A 16,713-nucleotide genomic window follows, 5' to 3' on the forward strand; every position below is an offset into this window, starting at 1 on the left:
ACGAATTCGCTTTCCCAAAGCGGGAGTTGACCACCAGGCCGAACGCGCCGACCACGACACCAGCGCCCTGCTGGCTGTAGGCGCGGGCGGATTCAACCCGGAAAACGCGCTACGAAATCATCATGGCTGCCATCGCGGAAGAACTCGAAGGCCGTTCGGTTGTTAAACCCATGACTGGCGAAAGGTGCTCTGAGGGTCACGTTGGCCTGCTGCGGCGACGGCGGGAGGGCAACGTGGCTGCCTGGTTCAGCTAGTCCTGAACCGTCCGGTCAGGCTGCGGGTGCCGGTGGCAGTGAGGGCTGCTGCCAGGAGGGCGATGATGCCCGCCTGCACGGCGGAGGCGGTGAGGAGAGAGCCGGGGGTGTGGTCTTGGACCTGGAACGCAAGGATGAGGGTCCGCTGTACGAGGATGGCGAGGCCGAGCGTGGCCAGCGCGAGGGGCAGTTCGGGGTCTGCCACGTGCTTCGGTGACCGGCGGCGGGCGACCAGACAAATGGTGGCCGCAGCGATGAACGCCGATCCGGCGGCCCATCCCACGTCGGCAACGCCGGGCCACACCACGCTCAACGCCCCCATGAGAACGCAGGTGCCCATGAGCGCCTGTCCGGGGGAGGCCAACGGGAGCCAGGCGCGCGGGGCGTCGCGGTGGAAGCCGCAGCACAGGGCGAGGACGGTCAGCCAGGCGAACGCAGCGGTCGTGAGCGAGAGGGCGACGGGGTGTTGGATGACTGAGGCAAGGTCAGGGAGGGCCGCGAGGACGGCGAAGGTGAAGGCGGTGCGTCGGTGGTCGCGTAGCAGGGCCAGGTAGGCCACCGTCCAGGCCAGCGGGAGCAGCCAGAGCGCCGCCTGGTACAGCCCCGGTGTGGCGCCGTGGCCGGAAGAGCCACCCGGGAACAGCTCCCGGCACCGGCCGGGGGCGCCTTTGAGCCAGGTGAGGAGGATGACCCGTTCGGTCAGTGCGGAGGCCGCGTGCAGCAACACGCTCAGCAGGGCGAAGAGGCGCACTGTCGCGCCGAGCGTGGCGTAGCGGGCCGGGGCGCCGGCGGCGCCCATCCGGGTGCGGAGGGCGAGGGCGGCGATGCCGGCCACCTCGCCCCAGGCGGGGCGCATTTCGTCCCGGTCGTGCTCGTCGATGCCGTGCAGGTAGGTCTCCACCATCTCCTCCTCCCGCTCTGCGCGGTAGTAGGAGGGCAGCAGGCGCAGGGCGGTGCGGTAGCGCTGTTCGAGCAGAGTCGTCATGCGGTGCCTCCGGCGGTTCCCGGGCGACGCACGGAGCGGCTCGTGGGAGGCGGTCCGGCGGTCGTGGGGCGGTAGGTGGCTGGGGTCTTGGCGTCGTGCTGGAGAGCGTTCGTGCGGGGCTCTCCGGCGGTCGCGTCAGTGGGCGGCACCGAGTTCGATGGTCAGGACACCGGCGACGATGAGGGCGATGCCGAGGCTCATGACCTTGGTGAGGGGTTCGTGGAACAGGATGCGGGAGGCGAGCACGGTCAGGGCCACGCCGGAGGCGGCCCAGATGCCGTAGGCGACGCCGAGGGCCAGTCCGCCGTCCAGGGCGAGGGTGAGCAGGGCGAAGGCGGCCAGGTATCCGGCGCCCAGGCCGATGAACCACTTCCGCTTGTCGTCGGCCTGCGCGGCCATGCGCAGGCACAGGGTGGCGGCGACCTCGGAAAGGATCGCGCCGGCCAGGAAGATCAAGGTCATGAGGCTATTCCTTCCTTACGGGCGGGCGCGGCCTGAGAGCCGAGTTCGACGCAGAGGGCGCCGCCGATGACCAGGGCGATCCCCAGGCCGGTGGTTGCGGTGAGCGGGTCGCCGAAGATGAGCGTCGCCAGGACGGCGGTGAGGGCGACGCCGGAGGCGCCCCAGATGCCGTAGGCGACGCCGAGGCCCATGCCTTGGCGCAGGGCAAGGGTCAGGGCGGCGAACGAACCTGTGTAGCCGATCGCCACGACGGCGAACCAGGCCGCGTGGTCGAGGGCCGCTCGCAGGGAGATGGTGGCGGTGGCTTCGAGCAGGATCGCTGCGAGGAGCAGCAGCCATTTCCTCATGAGGCGGTCTCGTCCTTCAGGAGTTGTTCGGCGACCGTCATCACCTGGGCGCGGTCCTGTGCCAAGGCGGGGAAGACGTCGGTTGCGGCGGCCATCCAATAGCCGTCGGCCAGCAGTCGTGCGGCCGTGAGCTTGCCGCGGGCCGCCGCCGGCAGGTCGTCGGGCAGGTCGAGCCATCCCTCGAAGCGGCGCACCCAGGCCGCGGTGAGGGCTTCGCGGTACAGGGCGTCGGAGTAGATCGCGAAGTCCGCGCGGTCGAACTGCGCGGTCAGTGCCACCTCTACGTAGGCGCGGATCCGCTGGTGCGGCGAGGCCGTCTCCAGCGGCTGTCCCAAGCGGTCGAGCAAAAGCTCCTCCCATCGGGCCGCGACATGGTCGACGACGCCGAGCATCAGAGCTTCCTTCGTCGGGAAGTGGTACATCAGCCCCGGCTTGGTCAGCCCTACCTGCTTGGCCGCGGTGGCCAGAGTGATCGCGCCACCCCCTTCCGTGCGCAGCAGATCGAGCGCACCGTCCAGAATCTGGCGTTTTGCGTTTCCCGTCATGGCCCTACTTTACCTTCCGGAAGGTAAAGTACAAGTGGCGACTACTCCCGCAGGGACTGACCCGGAAAGACACGCGAGGGAAGCCTCGGCCTCTGCATTGCCACTGCCGACGACCAACCGGCCTTCATGGCAAGCAAAGGCAGGAAGTTGATGAGCGCGCAGGCACGTCCCCGTGACCGCGACCCGCCGGGAGCCGCCCTCGGCTGGCTGTGGTTCTTGCTGACCGCGACCGGCCTGATCGGCACCGGTGTCCTCATCGGTGACGCCATGGACGACCACCAGCCTGGCGGCCTCTCCGCTCCGGATGCAGAGCCCGCCTCTTGAACACCCCGCTCCTCGGTTCAAGGACGACGCCACGGACTGGCGACACAACGAGTCCCGTGTCGGCGCCGCAACACCCAGGCGTTCATGCTTCAACGAGCTGAGGCCGGCGCGACGGAAGGGTGGATGGATGAGCGACTGGGAGTTCGTCAAGGACAGGACGGCCACGCAAGGCGCGGTATGGAAGTCCGTCGACGGCCATGGCGGACTCGGCCGTCATGACGATCGCCCAGAACGCCGCCAACCACATCGCCGCCCACGGACAGCATTTTCGTGAACACCGTGGCACCCGCCTGAAGTACGCCCTGCACGGACACCTCCCCTACGACCGCACCGCCGGCCTCCAAACGGTGTACCGGGCCTACCGAGCCACCGCCGCCACCCAGCGAACGTTTGAGACCTGGTTCCTCCAGCTCTTCTCCCTCAAGGAGAAGAGCCGGACCCACGCCGATCAGCTGGCTCCGCTCTTCAAACACTTCGTGCGCGCCCACATGGCCCGTCTCTCCGGCCCCGATCCGGCAAGGGTCACCGCCCTACGGCAGGCCGTCTCCGCGGGCCGCACCGGCTGGATCACCAGCAGGCCACTCCTGGCCACCGCCTTGGCCACACCCGGTTGGCGTGCCGACAGAAGCCGTTGAGCTAGCCAAAAACGAGCGCGCCACCCGGTAGCCACCCGCCACGGTGCTCCTGCTCACAACCCGGCGCCTGTCCGCCACCTGATACCACTGCATCGCGCCAGATCCAGCCCGGCTTCACTCCTGGGTGCAGTGGCTCCTTCGTCCACAGCTGTGGAGGGCCTTCGGCGACCACGACGTGCTCGTCATGCCGTCCACCACTCTGGAGGCCATGGGCCTGGTCGCCCTCGAAGCCCAAGCCTGCGGCCTGCCCGCCTCTACCAGCCTGTGCCCGGCTTGAACGAGTCCCTCGCCACCACCGGACTGGCCACCGACTTCACCAACCCCCGTCGCCCTCGCACGGATGCAAGGCCCCTCACCGGCCGCGACCGCGCCGGGTGGCGGCGAGGGTGGCGGCGAAGGTGGCGCAGATGGCCACCCGGACCGGCGTTCCCCCGCTCGTCAGCTGAAGGCTCCGGGGTTGGGTGCCCATCAGGGCGTCCGGCCCGGAGGGGCGCTGCCTGCCCGGGTCCCCGCACTCCCGGGGTGTGTTAAACAGGGCGTAATCAAAGGGGTACTTTGCAGCAGCTCAAGCTCGGAATCATGTCGCAGACCCGCAAAGAGAACGAGCACCGTCTGCCGATCCACCCAGCACACTTCGCACGCATCGACGCCGACCTCCGGACCGGCATCTATCTGCAGACCGGTTACGGGGAGCACTTCGGTGTCCCGGACAGTCAACTCGCACCGTTGGTCGCCGGTTTCCGCTCACGCCAGGAGTTGATCTCGGAGTGTGACGTCATCCTGCTGGCCAAACCGCTGCACGAGGATCTGGCGGAGCTGCGGGACGGGCAGGTGCTGTGGGGGTGGCCGCACTGCGTGCAGGACGACAAGGTCACGCAGGCCGCCATCGACCGCAGGCTCACCGTGATCGCCTTTGAAGCGATGCACCACTGGACCCGGAAGGGTTCGTTCAACCTGCATGTCTTCCACAAGAACAACGAGCTGGCCGGATACTCGTCGGTGCTGCATGCCATGCAGCTGACCGGTGCGACGGGTGACTACGGGCGCCGGCGGCGCGCGGTGGTGATCGGCTTCGGCGCCACCGCCCGCGGTGCGGTCACCGCGCTCAGCGCGCTGGGGGTTCACGACGTGGACGTGCTGACCGCCCGCGGCGTCACCGCCGTCAGCTCACCGATCCACTCGGCGCGGATCGTCCACTTCGACCACGACGTGGCCGACGACACCCTCGACCCGCGACGCAGCATCGCGCTCACTGACGACGGCCCGGAGCCGCTGGCGGATTTCCTCGCCGGGCACGACATCATCGTCAACTGCGTGCTCCAGGACACCGCGGCGCCGCTGATGTTCCTGATCAAGGAGGATCTGCCGAAGCTCGCGCCCGGCACTCTCGTCATCGACGTCTCCTGCGACGAGGGTATGGGCTTCGCCTGGGCCCGGCCGACCACCTTCAACGCCCCGATGTTCACCGTCGGCGACCACGTCCACCACTACGGCGTGGACCACAGTCCCTCCTACCTTTGGGACGCGGCCACCTGGGAGAACAGCGAGGCGCTGATCCCGTTCCTGCGGCCGGTCCTCGAAGGACCGGCCGGCTGGGACAGCGACCGCACGATCCACCGGGCGATCGAGATCCGCGACGGCATCGTCCAGAACCCCGCGGTCCTGGCCTTCCAGAATCGCGCCGAACAGTTCCCGCACGCGCTGCTCTGATCCGACGCCGCCTGGTCGGGATGCTAGGGACCTGAGTCGGGGAGTCGTCGGCAGTAGGCAGCGACTTTGCCGAGGATCTCGTCGGCGGTCTTGGTCCAGGTGCAGGGCCGGGGGGCGTGGTTCCAGTCTGCGAGCCAGTTGCGGATGTCGTGTTCGAGGGCTCACGCTCGTCGGTGTGAAGTGCAGGTGGAAGCGTGGGTGGGCCACCAACCTGGACGACTCAAACCGAACTACCGGCGAATCTCCGACTCAGGTCGCTAGCCGCGTACGGGTGGATGAAGCACCTCTCATCGAATGGCGTGAACCAGCGCTCAACAATTCACCGCCGTCACCGACCCCGACGGCAGCCAGGTCGTCTACTGCGTCACCGGCGAACTCTTCTTTCGCCTCCTCCAACGACCTGGTCACCCAGTTCAACTACGCCACCGACCCCGACAAGGTCGTCATCGACCTGAGCGCCGCACACATCTGGGAAGCCTCCTCCGTCGCAGCCCTGGACGCGATCGAGACCAAGTACGCCCAGCGCGGCAAGACCGTCGAGATCACCGGCCTCAACAAGGCAAGCGCCCAGATCCACGGGAACCTCAGCGGCGAACTCACCGGAAGCCACTGACCCGTCTTCCCCTGCCCGGCGGCCGCCCGGAAGCACAGGCTTCCTGGGCGGCCGTCGTGCTCCCCCCCCGCGCCCTGCTCGTCAGCTCGGAGCGCGGGTTCGATTCCCGTCAGTCGCTCCATAGTTGAGGCCCAGGTCGGAGACCTGGGCCTTGTTCGTTGTCCGGCGAAGCTGCTGCCAGGACAGGGCCACCGTGTCACGCCGCGGCCACTACTGCCGGCCCGGTCGCTGATCGCCCAGTAAGGGGGCGTTGACGGTAACCGGCAGTCCGTGGCGGGCCTCGGGTTCACCCTCGTGCAGCTCCTGCCGCACCACCTGCCGGTTCCGGTGAGCGTGGATGCAGAACGGCGTTCCCGCCGTGGCTACTGCTGCTTCCACTGCTCCTTGGTGATCTCGTACCGTACGCCTCCATGCTCGGAGCCCTCGACCGTCTCCATGTCGGGCGGAGTGGGGATGGTCTCCACGAGCGTCATTTCAAGCTTCTCCATGATGTTGCGCGAACCGCGGTTCACGGACATCGTCTCGGCCCAGACCATGCGCACACCGAGCTCCGAGAACGCCTTGCCCAGCAAGGCCCGCGAGCCCTCGGTGGCATAGCCCCTGCCCCAAGCCGCCTGCCGCAGCCGGTAGCCGAGTTCGACTTCGTCCAGCGGGCCCTCCGGCTCGGGACGCAGGATGAACCAGCCGATGAACGCGCCGGCGTCCTTCTCGTGCGCGGCGAACAGTCCGAGGTCGCCGCCCCACTTCTCGTAGCCCGCGAGGATTCTCGGCAGGTAGCGCTCGCGGACGACCTCAGGCGCGGTCGGCTTGCCGCCGGTCAGGTAGCGCATCACCGCCGGGTCGCTGTCCAGCTCGATCAGCAGGTCCGCGTCATCGGCAGTGAAGCGGCGCAGGGTCAGGCGCTCGGTCTCCAGGTAGGTGTCCACGAGCCGATCGTGCCGGAAGCACGTCGGGCAGCCCAACGGTTTTCCTCGGCACCTCGGGGGATTTGCCACGGTGTCGCAGGCTGCAGAGACGGGTGCACCCTGGTGCCGGCCCGTTCCCCATTGCCTCCAAGGACCGGTCGCTTCCCTGGCCAAGGCTCCGGGCCAGCGGCGGCACCACCACCACCAGCAGCAGCAGCAGCAGCAGGACAGGCTGCCTTACGTACGAGCGCGGAGGTCGTCTGCACGCCACGGCGTTATGCGTCATCGGTCCCGCGGCGACGAGGCCGGCGAGCAGGCCGAGGATCTGCGGTTGGCGGTCAGGTGGCAGTCGCTGAAGCCGTACGCTCCAGCCGTGGATCCGTGCCGAGGTATGGAATGCCGCCGGCCCAGTAGTACAGCTCATTGCGCACGCAACCGGCCCACGCTCAGCAGCAGTTACGCGAAGCGCCCCCGGGCGGCTCGGCCTCACCCGTTTGCGCGGTTTGTTTGCGGGACGTGAGTGAGGCGTTTCCAGGACGTCAGTGGGTCCGGGAAGAGTGGTGTTCACACCGCGGGAACGACGAAAAAGACTCCCGCACGAAAGCAGGGGGAACCCCGATCATGCGTACTTCCCGGATTCGTACCGCCACCCTGGCCGCCGTCACTGCCGCGCTGGCGCTGGGCCTGACCGCCTGCGGCGGCTCCGACAGCGGCTCGAAGGCGGCGGGCGGCGACAACGCTGCAGGTACCGCGCAGAGCCGGTCCGCTTCCGACGGGGGCGGCAAGGGCGGCGCGGAGCAGGCGAACGGCGGCGGTGACTCCAAGGAGAGTGCGCGCTCGACGACCGCCTCGGGCGGGACGGACGAGGTCGCGGGCAAGGGCACGACGGCCGGCGCCCAGCAGTGCCGCGGCGACGAGATGCTGCTCACCGCGGTGCACCGGTTCGCCGGGCAGCAGGGCGACCACCTGCTGATCACCGCGTCGAACAAGGGCACCAAGCCGTGCTGGGTCACCTCGTACCCGGACGTGAAGCTCGGCGACGTCGACAGCGCCGCGCTGCCGCACTCGAAGAAGGACAACCCCGGCGGCGGCAAGCAGATCACGCTCCAGCCCGGCGGCAAGGCCTACAGCGCGGTGAACCTCTTCGACTACGGCTCGAACAACCACACGGCGCAGTCGTTCTCCCTCGCGCTGCGCGGCGCGGACGGCAACGACGGCCCCTCCTACTCCGTCGACATCCAGGGCGAGAAGTCGCAGTTCAGCTGGAACGAGGCCGACGTGCTGAACTGGAGCACCACGAAGCCGTACAACTTCTGAGCCGACTTCTGACGGCCCCCGTCGGCCGGTGACACGTCACCAGCCGACCAGCACGGTACGTCACCCTGGCCGACGGGGCCGCACCGCGGCGTCGCAGCCGAGGGGCACCGTCCCCCAGCCTTCCCAGTCCGGAAAGGTCAGGGCAGGGCCGGTGAGGCTGGCTGCTGATGCTCGCTCTCACGACACGGTGCTTCGCCGACCTGCCGCGGTACACGGGTATCCTGCGGCAGATCGGTGAGTCTCCCGGTCGTCCGCCCGGCGGAGCAGGCGGACGACCTCCCGGAGACGCCGGCGGCCGGTGGCAAGCGCGCGGTGTTCGGTTGGGCGGGACTCCCCTGAGCGCACTGTGCGGCGCCCAGGACTGACGAGACGAGACACCCCATGACGCTCGCCTTCACCCGCCATCTCGACGGCAAGCGCTACGAACTGCACCCCCGGGGCTCCGCCCCCGCCCACGTCCGGCGTGGGAGCCCCGGCGACCGGCCCCTTCCCGAGGGATGCAAGCCACGCTTCGTCCTCGCCACTGGCCCTGCCGGTGGCTCGCCGCTCGCCGGATACGCGGTCTCGGTGGCGACCGGCAGGGCGGCGGCCTGTTCAAAGGTGAGGGCGTCGGGCTTGGCGACGAGGTTGTCGGCGTCGGCCAGGGCATGGGTGGCGAGGGCGTCGGGCTGGGCGGTGAGCCCCAGCACCGGCAGGCCGGTCTTCCACTGTGTGACGCCGGGGCCGAGGGCGTCGATGACACCGGCCATCTCCAGGCCCAGGGTCTGGGGTTCGGCGGGGGCCTCCTGGCCGGGGGCGAACAGGCCACGGCGCTTCTTGGAGTCCAGGGCGTTGACGCCGGCGGCGTGGACGCGGACGCGGACCTGGCCGGGGCCGGGTTCGGGCAGCGGCACTTCGGCCAGTTCCAGTACCTCGGGGCCGCCGTACGCGGCGTGCTGGAGTCTGCGGGCGGGGGTCGGGGTGGTCATGGCGGGTCCTTCGGCGGGGAGGAGTGGTGAGGGGGGAGCGGTGAGGGCGAGCCGTGAGGGGGAGGTTATTGGCGAGTGAGGCCGGGGCGCGGCTGGGCGGGCCCGGGGCGGGCCGCCGGTGTGGGCCGCCGGTGTGGGCGCGCCTGAGGCGGGCCGACGTGGGCGAGCGCGAGGCAGGCCGATGTGGGCGCCCTCGGGGCGGGCCGACGTGGGTGTGCCCGGGGCGGGCCGACGAGGGGTGTGCCCAGTGCGGGCCGACGTAGGCGAGCCCAGAGCGGGCCGACGTAGGCGAACCCGGTGCGGGTCGGTGTGCCGTGCCCCGGCCGGGTGTGGCGGCCCTGGTCACGACCAGGTGTGGTCGCCCTGGTCGCGGCCCGGCGTGGTCGCCCCGGTCGCGGCCGCTCAGGCAGGCAAGGCCGGGTAGTCGGTGTAGCCGCGCTCGTCGCCGCCGTAGAAGGTGGTGCGGTCGGGCTCGTTGTAGGGCCCGCCGGACGCCAGACGGCGCGGCAGGTCGGGGTTGGCCAGGAACAGCGCGCCGAAGGCGAGCACGTCCGCGGCGCCGCTCTCGATCAGGCCGAGGGAGTCGTGGCCGGTGGGCTCGGGGTGCGTGAACGGGTTGAGGACGAACGTGCCGGGCCAGTTCTTGCGCAGGCGCTGGGTCAGGCTCTGGTCGGGGCCTTCGAGCACGTGCAGATAGGCCAGGTCCAGGGGGGCGAGAGCGGCCACCAGGGCCGTGTAGGTCTCCTCCAGGTCCGCCGGGTCCGTCTCGGCGATGTCGTTGAAGGGGGTGCCGGGGGAGATGCGGATGCCGGTCCGGTGGGCTCCGATGGCCTCCGCGACGGCACGGGTGGCCTCGACGGCGAAGCGCACCCGGCCCGCGACGTCGCCTCCCCAGCCGTCGGTGCGCTGGTTGGCGTTGGGGGCGAGGAACTGGTGGATGAGGTAGCCGTTCGCCCCGTGGAGCTCCACCCCGTCGAATCCGGCGGCGATGGCGTTGCGCGCCGCGTCGGCGAAGTCGGCGATCGTCCGCACGATCTCGTCGTGCTCCAGCTCCTTCGGCGTGACGAAGTCCTGGGGGCCCTGGTGGGTGTAGACCTGGCCCTTCGCGGCGACGGCGGAGGGGCCCACCGGGATCAGGCCGTCGGGCAGCAGGCTCGGGTGGCCGACGCGGCCGGTGTGCATCAGCTGCGCGAAGATCACCCCGCCCTCGCGGTGGACCGCGTCGGTCACCTGCCGCCAGGCGGCGACCTGCTCGGCGGAGTGCAGGCCCGGGGTGTCGGGGTAGCCCTGGCCGACCACCGACGGCTGGACGCCCTCGGTGATGATCAGGCCGGCGCTTGCCCGCTGGGCGTAGTAGGCCGACATCAGTTCCGTCGCACCGGCCCCCGGCCCGTAGGCGCGGCTACGGGTCATCGGTGCCATCGCTATGCGGTTGGCCAGACGCTTGCCGCCCAGCTCGATCGGGTCGAAAGCGGTCGTCATGATCACTCCTTCGGTAGGGGCCGGAGGCCGCCCGAACGGGCGGGGCTCCCTTCGGCATGCGGTGCTCAGCAAAGCATTACTTGGCCGAACAAGTAAAACCCCGGAAAGCCATGCCGATCCCCTGCGTGAACTGCGTCACCCGTCGCCTCTCGCGCCCGGAAACAGGTCGTCGACGTGCGGCAACTACCCGTCGACCACTTGCCGAACCCGAGGGCACCACGGAGGGCAGAGGGTCGCTATCCTGACTGCGTCCGGCAAGCTGTGAGTCGGATTACTGTCCGGCAAAGTTCAGCCGGGAAGGGACTACGTTTGATGAGCCGGACAACCAATCGGGACGCGGCGGGCCGGCCGCAGGGCACGCCGAGTACGCCACAGAGCGACCCGAGCCGGCCGCAGAAGGCGACGCCGGCAAGCTCCTCGGTGCCGGTGCCCGCCGCCGCCCACGCGGGACCCGTCAGCCACGCGATCTTCCGCGTGGCCCGTCTGCACCGCATGATCGCCGGCCAGCTTCTGCGCCCCCTCGGCCTCCATGTCGGCCAGGAGCTGGTGATGATGCACCTGTGGGAGCTCGGCCCCCAGCGGCAGACCGACCTCGTGCGCCTGGTCGACTCCGATGCCGCCACGATGACCCGCAGCATCAAACGCCTGGAGAACGCCGGCTTCGTCCGCCGCCGCCCCTGCCCCGACGACAAGCGCGCCGTCATCATCGAACCGACCGCCGCCAGCCAGGCGCTGCGCCGCGAGGTCGAACGCATCTGGGCCGAGCTCGAGGCCGCCTCCACCGGCGACCTCACCTCTGACCAGCAAGCCGAAACACTGCGCGCCCTGCAGCGCATCGAGGACAACCTCGCCCGCACGGCCGCCGGATCCCCGGAAGACGCCCCGGCTGCGGATCCGACTCCGGGTGCGGCTCCGGCTCCGGCTCCGGCTCCGGATGCTGACACGACGACCGGCTGACGACCGGCTGGGGCGGAAGTCCCCCATGTGATGAGCACGCAGCCCGTCACCCGCCCCGCCGGTTCGAATTGCGGCACGACCCGGTTCGATCCGTGGCACGACGCCGGCGGTTCGCTCACGTCACCGGACAGGCTTGTGGGCAGCTGCCCCTTGCCACGCCGCTCCTTGACCTTGCACGCGAGAGGCAACGCGCTTGTACGCACGGTGTTTCCTGGCCTGCCGGTGTTGCTCATCGCGCCAACTCGGCGCGTCGGCCACGGCATCGGTCCATTCGGATGTGCCAGCCGTCTCTATCCGGCGTTGAACACCGCTCAGTGCGCGGGTGCGATTCCCGTCACCCGCCCCATAGTTGAGGCCCAGGTTGGCGACCTGGGCCTTGTTCGTTGTCCGGGCCGGTTCAGGGGTCCCGCTCTACCCGAAGCGTCCTCTCCGGTCTTCGCTGTCAGCCGGTGATGACGCTTCGGGCCGCTCGGTCTTCCCGCCTGCCCTTGTGAGAGCTCGCCGTCATTCCCCGCAACGGGCGAAAGCCTGCACCCTGCCGGATTGGTTCGACTCGTTCTGGAATCGGATCTTCCACTGTCTTTCGTTCACCGCACGGTTGCCCGTCACGTCGATGTCGGCGGAGGACACGAGCCAGCCACCGCTGAGGGCAAAGGTGCCCCGAGGGCAGGTGACCGTGACGACCTCGGTCTGGTTGGCCCCGATGGACCGGACCGGGCTCTCCGCGGTGACGACGCGGGGGTGGTCGTTCGTGTTCGCGGCGAGTGCGGGGGACGCCAGGCCGACGGCCAACGCGGGGGCGGCGGCCAGGGCGAGGAGCTTGGTGCGGGACATGCTGTGACCTCTCTTAGTGGCTCGTGTGTTCTCGATGAATCGAACGCACGGATCCAGGCTGGAATGGGCCGGACGGGACCGCCATCCGATGCGCACCGTTGGAGTGAGGGGGTGCCTTGCGTCGCCTGCTGATTGTGATGGCGCCGCCACCCGAGGGCCGACCTCCAACTGAGCTACGCACGCTGCCCTGTTGAGCAGATGCCTGGGACCGCCGCGCCCACGGTTCGCTTCGCGAGGGCGACAGCTCCCCTCGACGCCGTCCGCGTGCCGTGGAGGGGCACTCAAGGGCGGCCACCACCGCATGATGCCGAGGTCGGCGGGCAGCACCGCATGCCACTGGGGCGGGCGGGCAGCACCGCATGCCACTGGGGCGGGCGGGCAGCATGCCCCGCCGCGGGCGCGGAGCGGGACCGGTGTCGCGGAGGCGCATTAGCCCCCCGTTAGCAAAACACCAATCCGATCATGGAAAGTGATGATCGTTCAGAAGCAAGGCGAGAGAACAAAGCAACAGGAGTCATGATGAACGCCGCCACCACCAAGCGCTTCCGCGGTCGCGCCGGCCGCCGCATCGCCACCGCCCTCGTCGCCGCGGCGGCGCTGGGCCTGGGGGCCACGGCCTGCGGGGAGGGCACCGGGGCGGCTGGCGCCGCAGGGTCCTCGGACTCTTCGGCCGCGGCCGACGCGCAGCAGGCCGCACCCTCGGACCAGCCCACCGGCGGCTCCGCCTCGGAGCACTCCGGCTCGCAGGGCCGGAACGGCGGCACGTCCGCCACGGCCTCGTCCGCCGCCAAGACCGGCAGCGGGTCCGGTGCGGCCGGGGGTGGCGTCGCCCACGCGGGTAACCACCGCACGATCGTCGGCAAGCTGGAGTACCTTGCGCCCGGCAAGCTGATCGTCAAGCCCCAGGGCGGCGGCACGGACCAGGCGTTCTTCGTCGCCAACGCCACGACGGTCCTCGGCGCGGCCGCGATCTGCTCCGACGACGCGGGCAGCGTGTCCATCGGCAAGGACGGCTACGGCACCTCGAAGTGCACCGTGGAGCAGCTGGAGAAGGCTGCGAAGAGCGGCAGCGTGACCGTCCGCGTGACCATGGACACCAAGTCCGGCGCCGCCGAGACGGTCGAGGAGAAGTACCACCCGTAACCCCCGCTCCCCGCGCCATACGCGCCCCATAGACCGCTCACCGATCTACCGGTGGGGGACGTGCCCCCGGCCTCACTCTCCTCCCCTTGTGCGGTGCCGGGCGGCTGAGGCGGCTCCCGCAGACGTCTGCCGCGGGGATCTGTGCCACAGGGCGGTGCGCCACTTGATGGTGCACCGCCTTCTACTGCACCGCCCTCCGCCGCACCTCCTTGCACCGCACCTCCTTGCACCGCACCGCCTTCCACCGCGCCACCTCGCACCGCATCCCCTTGCACCCCTTGCACCCCTTGCACCCCACTACCTTGCACCGCACTAGCTTGCAGTGCACTAGCTTGCAGTGCACGACTCATGCTGTGTAAGGTACTGGCCATGGAGGAAGCATTCACCCCACGGGCCCAGTGGCTGCGAGGAGTGCTGGATATGTGCCTGCTGGCCTTGATGGCGGAGGCGCCGGTCTACGGCTACGAGATGACCGTCCGGCTCGCCAAGGCCGGGCTCGACGTCGCGGACGGCTCGATCTACCCGGCGCTGGCGCGCCTGCGTAAGCGCGAACTGGTCGAGGTCGAACGCCGCAGCGGGGACGGGGGCCCTGCCCGTACCTACTACCGCCCCAGCGAAGCGGGTCTGCAGGTGCTCCGGTCGTGGGGCAGCGACTGGAACGCATTCGCCACGAGCATCGGCTCCATCATCAGCCAGACAACGCGGGAGGAATCATGACGCTGACGGTCGAGGACGCGATATACAAAGCCACGGAGACGTGGCGCAACCTCGGAATCGAGCAGGACGCGGTCGACGAGATGGCCGAAGAGCTGGCAGCGGACCTGACCGCCGCCGCCTTCGACGGCCGGTCCGTCACCGACTACATCGGCGGCGACGTCGACGCCCTGGCCACCAGCTGGGCGGTGGAACGCGGTCTGCTGCCCACCCGCCCGTACCTGAAGGAGACCGCTGCCGCGGCGGCCAGGGGCGCCGCCGTGCCTGCCGTTGTCGCCATCGTCCTCTGGATGGCAGGAACACCCGGTGGCCTCCTCGACCGGAACAGCGAAACCATGACCACGCAGCTGCACGGACCGCCGGTGTGGGAGGTGCACCACTACCCCAATCCCGGCACTCCTTTGATGTGGGTGGGCTGGGCCGTGTGCCTGGTCGGTGCCTTCTTCCTGGTCCGGCGCGCCGTGGCCGCGAAGCTCCAGCGCCGGCACGACCCCGCACGCGACGTGACCATGCGGGCCATGACCAAGGCCATCCCCCTCGTTCTCCTGGCGGCGGCCCTGCTGGGCACCGCGGTCAACTTCCTGGGGGATTACGCGTTTCCGTACTTCCAGGCCGTCGTCACCGTCTTCGTCGCGCCAGTCGTCATGATCAGCGCCGTCGCCGCCGGCGCCGCCTGGGTCCGGGACCGCAGCTGCCCGCCCCTGAACGCTTCCCGGTTGAAGTACAGGCTGTCGCCTTCCTGAGCCGTGCCTCTTCGGCAGGGCGGTCCCGGCCCTGCCTGAAAGGCGGACAGCGCCCCTCCCGCCCGGCCTCGGAGCACGGCTTCGATTCCCCTCACCCACCCCCTACCTACTCAAGGCCCAGGTCAGCGACCTGGGCCTTATTCGTTGGCCGGACCGGGACCGGGCCGGCCAGGACACGGCCGGGCCAGGCCGGTTACCGGTCAGCGCGCCCCCTGCCGTCGGCGAGCGCGACGGCTGCACCGCACCCCCCGGCTTTCGTCACCGTTCCGCAACAGCCGTGAACCGCCCCGGAAGATGCCCCGTACAGCCCCGTGTGTGCGGCCTCCAGCGGCCGCGGCGATACGCAGCGAGGGAAGGAATCGATATGGCCGGCGGCAACATCCAGATCAGCCCGGACGAGATGCGGGAGGCGTCGACCTGGCTGCAGAACCAGAAGGAACTGATGCAGCAGAGCCTCCACGAGGCCAACACCAAGATGGACGAGATGGTCGAGGCGGCCTACGCGACGCCCGGCTCGGAGAGCAAGTTCCGCCCGTACTGGGAGGAGTACAAGAGCGGCACCGAGAAGGCCATCGAGGGTCTGCAGGGTGTCAGCGAGTTCATCAAGCAGGTCGCCGACGCGTTCGTCGACACCGACGACCAGACCGCCGGCTCCATCGGCTGAAGCGCCCCGCATCGTCCGGCCCCGCTCTCCCTGTGAGGGCGGGGCCGGGCGGCTGGGACGGGAGAGGAGACACCGATGGGGCGCATCAGCGTTCCCGTGCAGGACCTGAAGGACACCGTCAAGGAGCTCCAGAACATCGGGGACCTGATCGGGAACTCCGCGACGCTCTACAACGCCACCGGCGGCGCGGGGGACTTCAAGAGCCTGGCCGGCGACAGCACGCTCGCGGACGCCCTCGACGCGTTCGACAAGGCGTGGGTGGCGGGGCACGAGCGGGTTCACGACAACGTGAAGACGTTCGCCGACAACACGGACACGATCGCCGAGAACTTCACGCAGACGGACGACGAGACCGTCAAGTCGCTGGACAAAGACAAGCAGGACGCGTGACGGAAGTACGTCGCGCCGAAGGGAAAAGCGCCATGACGGAACCGACCACGGAGCAGCCGGAGGCGGCCGCGCCCGCGCCCGCGGAGTACAGCCTGAGGTTCCCCGATTCGTGGTGGCATCTCGACCTCGACCCGAACACCCGGGACGCGTCGATCCGCCGCCGCATCGAGGCGCAGGTGAAGAAGGCCCCGCAGCTGACCCGCGAGCAGTTGGACGGGTTGATCCGCAACACCCGGCGGATCGCCCGCGAGGCGTACGCGCAGGGTGCGCTGCGGGCCTCGGGAATGATCAGGATCCTGCGCGCGGGCAGCGGTCCTCTGGTGCTCAGCGCCACCACGGTGGTGCTCCGGATCTCCGTTCCGGAGGAGCAGTCGGAGGATCTGGCGGACCTCGTCATGGCCGCCGGCGTGCAGCTCGGCACCGAGGCGGAAGGCACTGGACTGCCGCCCGGCGAGGTGGAGTTGGTGGAACTGCCGCATGCCGGGGCGGCCGGGCGGATCTCCCGCGTCGAGGACGTGGACTACCAGGGGAAGCGGGTTCCCACCGCGGTGCGGCACACCCTCGTCCCGGTGCCCAACACCCACGACTACCTGGTGATCGCCAGCTCCACTCCCAACGTGGATCTGGCGGAGCAGTTCTACGAGGTCTTCGACGCGATCGCGGAGTCGCTCCGCTTCGACGGCCAGGCCGACACGACCGACGCAGCAAAGGGAAAGTGAGG

At 69.7% G+C, this 16,713-nt stretch carries 21 protein-coding genes and 3 pseudogenes; 13 read left to right on the forward strand and 11 right to left on the reverse strand.

Translation table 11 applies throughout. The features are described 5' to 3' along the window. Positions 1-246 precede the first annotated feature (246 nt). From ABR737_RS22230 to ABR737_RS22245, 4 genes are all read right to left on the reverse strand, one after another. Entirely contained in the window at positions 247-1,239 is a 993-nt protein-coding gene (locus tag ABR737_RS22230; protein ID WP_350251858.1) for a hypothetical protein, read from the reverse strand. A 135-nt stretch (positions 1,240-1,374) separates the two neighbouring features. Further along, positions 1,375-1,701: a DMT family transporter gene (locus ABR737_RS22235; protein ID WP_350251859.1), complete on the reverse strand. Its 327-nt coding sequence runs from the start codon at positions 1,699-1,701 to the stop codon at positions 1,375-1,377. Further along, entirely contained in the window at positions 1,698-2,048 is a 351-nt protein-coding gene (locus ABR737_RS22240; protein ID WP_350251860.1) for a DMT family transporter, read from the reverse strand. Before ABR737_RS22240 ends, ABR737_RS22235 begins: the two co-directional genes overlap by 4 nt. Next, positions 2,045-2,593: a TetR/AcrR family transcriptional regulator gene (locus ABR737_RS22245; RefSeq protein ID WP_350251861.1), complete on the reverse strand. Its 549-nt coding sequence runs from the start codon at positions 2,591-2,593 to the stop codon at positions 2,045-2,047. The genes ABR737_RS22240 and ABR737_RS22245 overlap by 4 nt, the downstream gene beginning before the upstream one ends. 150 nt (positions 2,594-2,743) lie before the next feature. Between ABR737_RS22245 and ABR737_RS22250 the strand changes: the two genes are divergently transcribed. From ABR737_RS22250 to ABR737_RS22260, 3 genes and pseudogenes are all read left to right on the forward strand, one after another. Further along, complete coding sequence (locus ABR737_RS22250; RefSeq protein WP_350251862.1) at positions 2,744-2,917, forward strand: hypothetical protein; 174 nt, start codon at positions 2,744-2,746, stop codon at positions 2,915-2,917. Positions 2,918-3,114: 197 nt separating this feature from the next. Beyond that, entirely contained in the window at positions 3,115-3,552 is a 438-nt protein-coding gene (locus ABR737_RS22255) for a hypothetical protein (RefSeq protein WP_350251863.1), read from the forward strand. A gap of 130 nt (positions 3,553-3,682) precedes the next feature. Continuing rightward, positions 3,683-3,873: pseudogene (locus ABR737_RS22260) on the forward strand (glycosyltransferase); the annotation flags it as partial. 31 nt (positions 3,874-3,904) lie between these two features. On the opposite strand, the gene ABR737_RS43945 reads toward ABR737_RS22260, so the two are convergent. Continuing rightward, positions 3,905-4,021, reverse strand: a complete 117-nt coding sequence (locus ABR737_RS43945; protein WP_502964542.1) for a zinc finger domain-containing protein — start codon at positions 4,019-4,021, stop codon at positions 3,905-3,907. Between the two features lie 86 nt (positions 4,022-4,107). On the opposite strand from ABR737_RS43945, the gene ABR737_RS22265 reads away from it, so the two are divergent. Next, a complete protein-coding gene (locus ABR737_RS22265; protein WP_350251864.1) occupies positions 4,108-5,262 on the forward strand; it encodes a N(5)-(carboxyethyl)ornithine synthase in 1,155 nt (384 codons plus the stop codon). Between the two features lie 23 nt (positions 5,263-5,285). Here ABR737_RS22265 and ABR737_RS22270 read toward each other — a convergent pair. Then, positions 5,286-5,472, reverse strand: a pseudogene (locus ABR737_RS22270) (IS630 family transposase); the annotation flags it as partial. Positions 5,473-5,583: 111 nt separating this feature from the next. Here ABR737_RS22270 and ABR737_RS22275 point away from each other — a divergent pair. Continuing rightward, positions 5,584-5,875 (forward strand): annotated as a pseudogene (locus tag ABR737_RS22275) (STAS domain-containing protein); the annotation flags it as partial. Positions 5,876-6,085: 210 nt separating this feature from the next. On the opposite strand, the gene ABR737_RS22280 reads toward ABR737_RS22275, so the two are convergent. Continuing rightward, entirely contained in the window at positions 6,086-6,253 is a 168-nt protein-coding gene (locus tag ABR737_RS22280) for a hypothetical protein (protein WP_350257163.1), read from the reverse strand. Then, complete coding sequence (locus tag ABR737_RS22285) at positions 6,238-6,801, reverse strand: GNAT family N-acetyltransferase (protein ID WP_350251865.1); 564 nt, start codon at positions 6,799-6,801, stop codon at positions 6,238-6,240. The genes ABR737_RS22280 and ABR737_RS22285 overlap by 16 nt, the downstream gene beginning before the upstream one ends. A 600-nt stretch (positions 6,802-7,401) precedes the next feature. Between ABR737_RS22285 and ABR737_RS22290 the strand changes: the two genes are divergently transcribed. Then, positions 7,402-8,097 (forward strand): DUF4232 domain-containing protein, encoded by a 696-nt coding sequence (locus ABR737_RS22290; RefSeq protein ID WP_350251866.1) that lies wholly within the window; start codon positions 7,402-7,404, stop codon positions 8,095-8,097. A gap of 419 nt (positions 8,098-8,516) precedes the next feature. On the opposite strand, the gene ABR737_RS22295 is transcribed toward ABR737_RS22290, so the two are convergent. Continuing rightward, positions 8,517-9,065, reverse strand: coding sequence for a quinone oxidoreductase family protein (locus tag ABR737_RS22295; RefSeq protein ID WP_350251867.1), 549 nt, complete (start codon positions 9,063-9,065; stop codon positions 8,517-8,519). A gap of 402 nt (positions 9,066-9,467) precedes the next feature. After that, a complete protein-coding gene (locus ABR737_RS22300) occupies positions 9,468-10,547 on the reverse strand; it encodes an alkene reductase (RefSeq protein ID WP_350251868.1) in 1,080 nt (359 codons plus the stop codon). Between the two features lie 312 nt (positions 10,548-10,859). On the opposite strand from ABR737_RS22300, the gene ABR737_RS22305 reads away from it, so the two are divergent. Next, the gene (locus tag ABR737_RS22305) at positions 10,860-11,504 is read left to right on the forward strand and encodes a MarR family winged helix-turn-helix transcriptional regulator (protein ID WP_502964354.1); all 645 of its coding nucleotides are present in this window, start codon (positions 10,860-10,862) and stop codon (positions 11,502-11,504) included. Between the two features lie 504 nt (positions 11,505-12,008). On the opposite strand, the gene ABR737_RS22310 is transcribed toward ABR737_RS22305, so the two are convergent. Beyond that, complete coding sequence (locus tag ABR737_RS22310; RefSeq protein ID WP_350251869.1) at positions 12,009-12,338, reverse strand: hypothetical protein; 330 nt, start codon at positions 12,336-12,338, stop codon at positions 12,009-12,011. A 519-nt stretch (positions 12,339-12,857) separates the two neighbouring features. On the opposite strand from ABR737_RS22310, the gene ABR737_RS22315 reads away from it, so the two are divergent. The 6 genes from ABR737_RS22315 to ABR737_RS22340 all read left to right on the forward strand — a co-directional run bounded on the left by ABR737_RS22315 (position 12,858) and on the right by ABR737_RS22340 (position 16,711). Next, entirely contained in the window at positions 12,858-13,481 is a 624-nt protein-coding gene (locus tag ABR737_RS22315) for a hypothetical protein (protein ID WP_350251870.1), read from the forward strand. A gap of 369 nt (positions 13,482-13,850) precedes the next feature. Further along, entirely contained in the window at positions 13,851-14,198 is a 348-nt protein-coding gene (locus ABR737_RS22320; protein WP_350251871.1) for a PadR family transcriptional regulator, read from the forward strand. Next, complete coding sequence (locus tag ABR737_RS22325; RefSeq protein ID WP_350251872.1) at positions 14,195-14,938, forward strand: hypothetical protein; 744 nt, start codon at positions 14,195-14,197, stop codon at positions 14,936-14,938. Before ABR737_RS22320 ends, ABR737_RS22325 begins: the two co-directional genes overlap by 4 nt. A gap of 364 nt (positions 14,939-15,302) precedes the next feature. Continuing rightward, entirely contained in the window at positions 15,303-15,602 is a 300-nt protein-coding gene (locus tag ABR737_RS22330) for a WXG100 family type VII secretion target (RefSeq protein ID WP_350251873.1), read from the forward strand. A 75-nt stretch (positions 15,603-15,677) separates the two neighbouring features. Next, complete coding sequence (locus ABR737_RS22335) at positions 15,678-15,992, forward strand: hypothetical protein (protein ID WP_350251874.1); 315 nt, start codon at positions 15,678-15,680, stop codon at positions 15,990-15,992. A gap of 32 nt (positions 15,993-16,024) precedes the next feature. Further along, entirely contained in the window at positions 16,025-16,711 is a 687-nt protein-coding gene (locus ABR737_RS22340) for a hypothetical protein (protein WP_350251875.1), read from the forward strand. Positions 16,712-16,713: the final 2 nt, after the last annotated feature.

The organism is Streptomyces sp. Edi2 (genome assembly GCF_040253635.1).
In the GTDB taxonomy this organism is placed as follows: domain Bacteria; phylum Actinomycetota; class Actinomycetes; order Streptomycetales; family Streptomycetaceae; genus Streptomyces.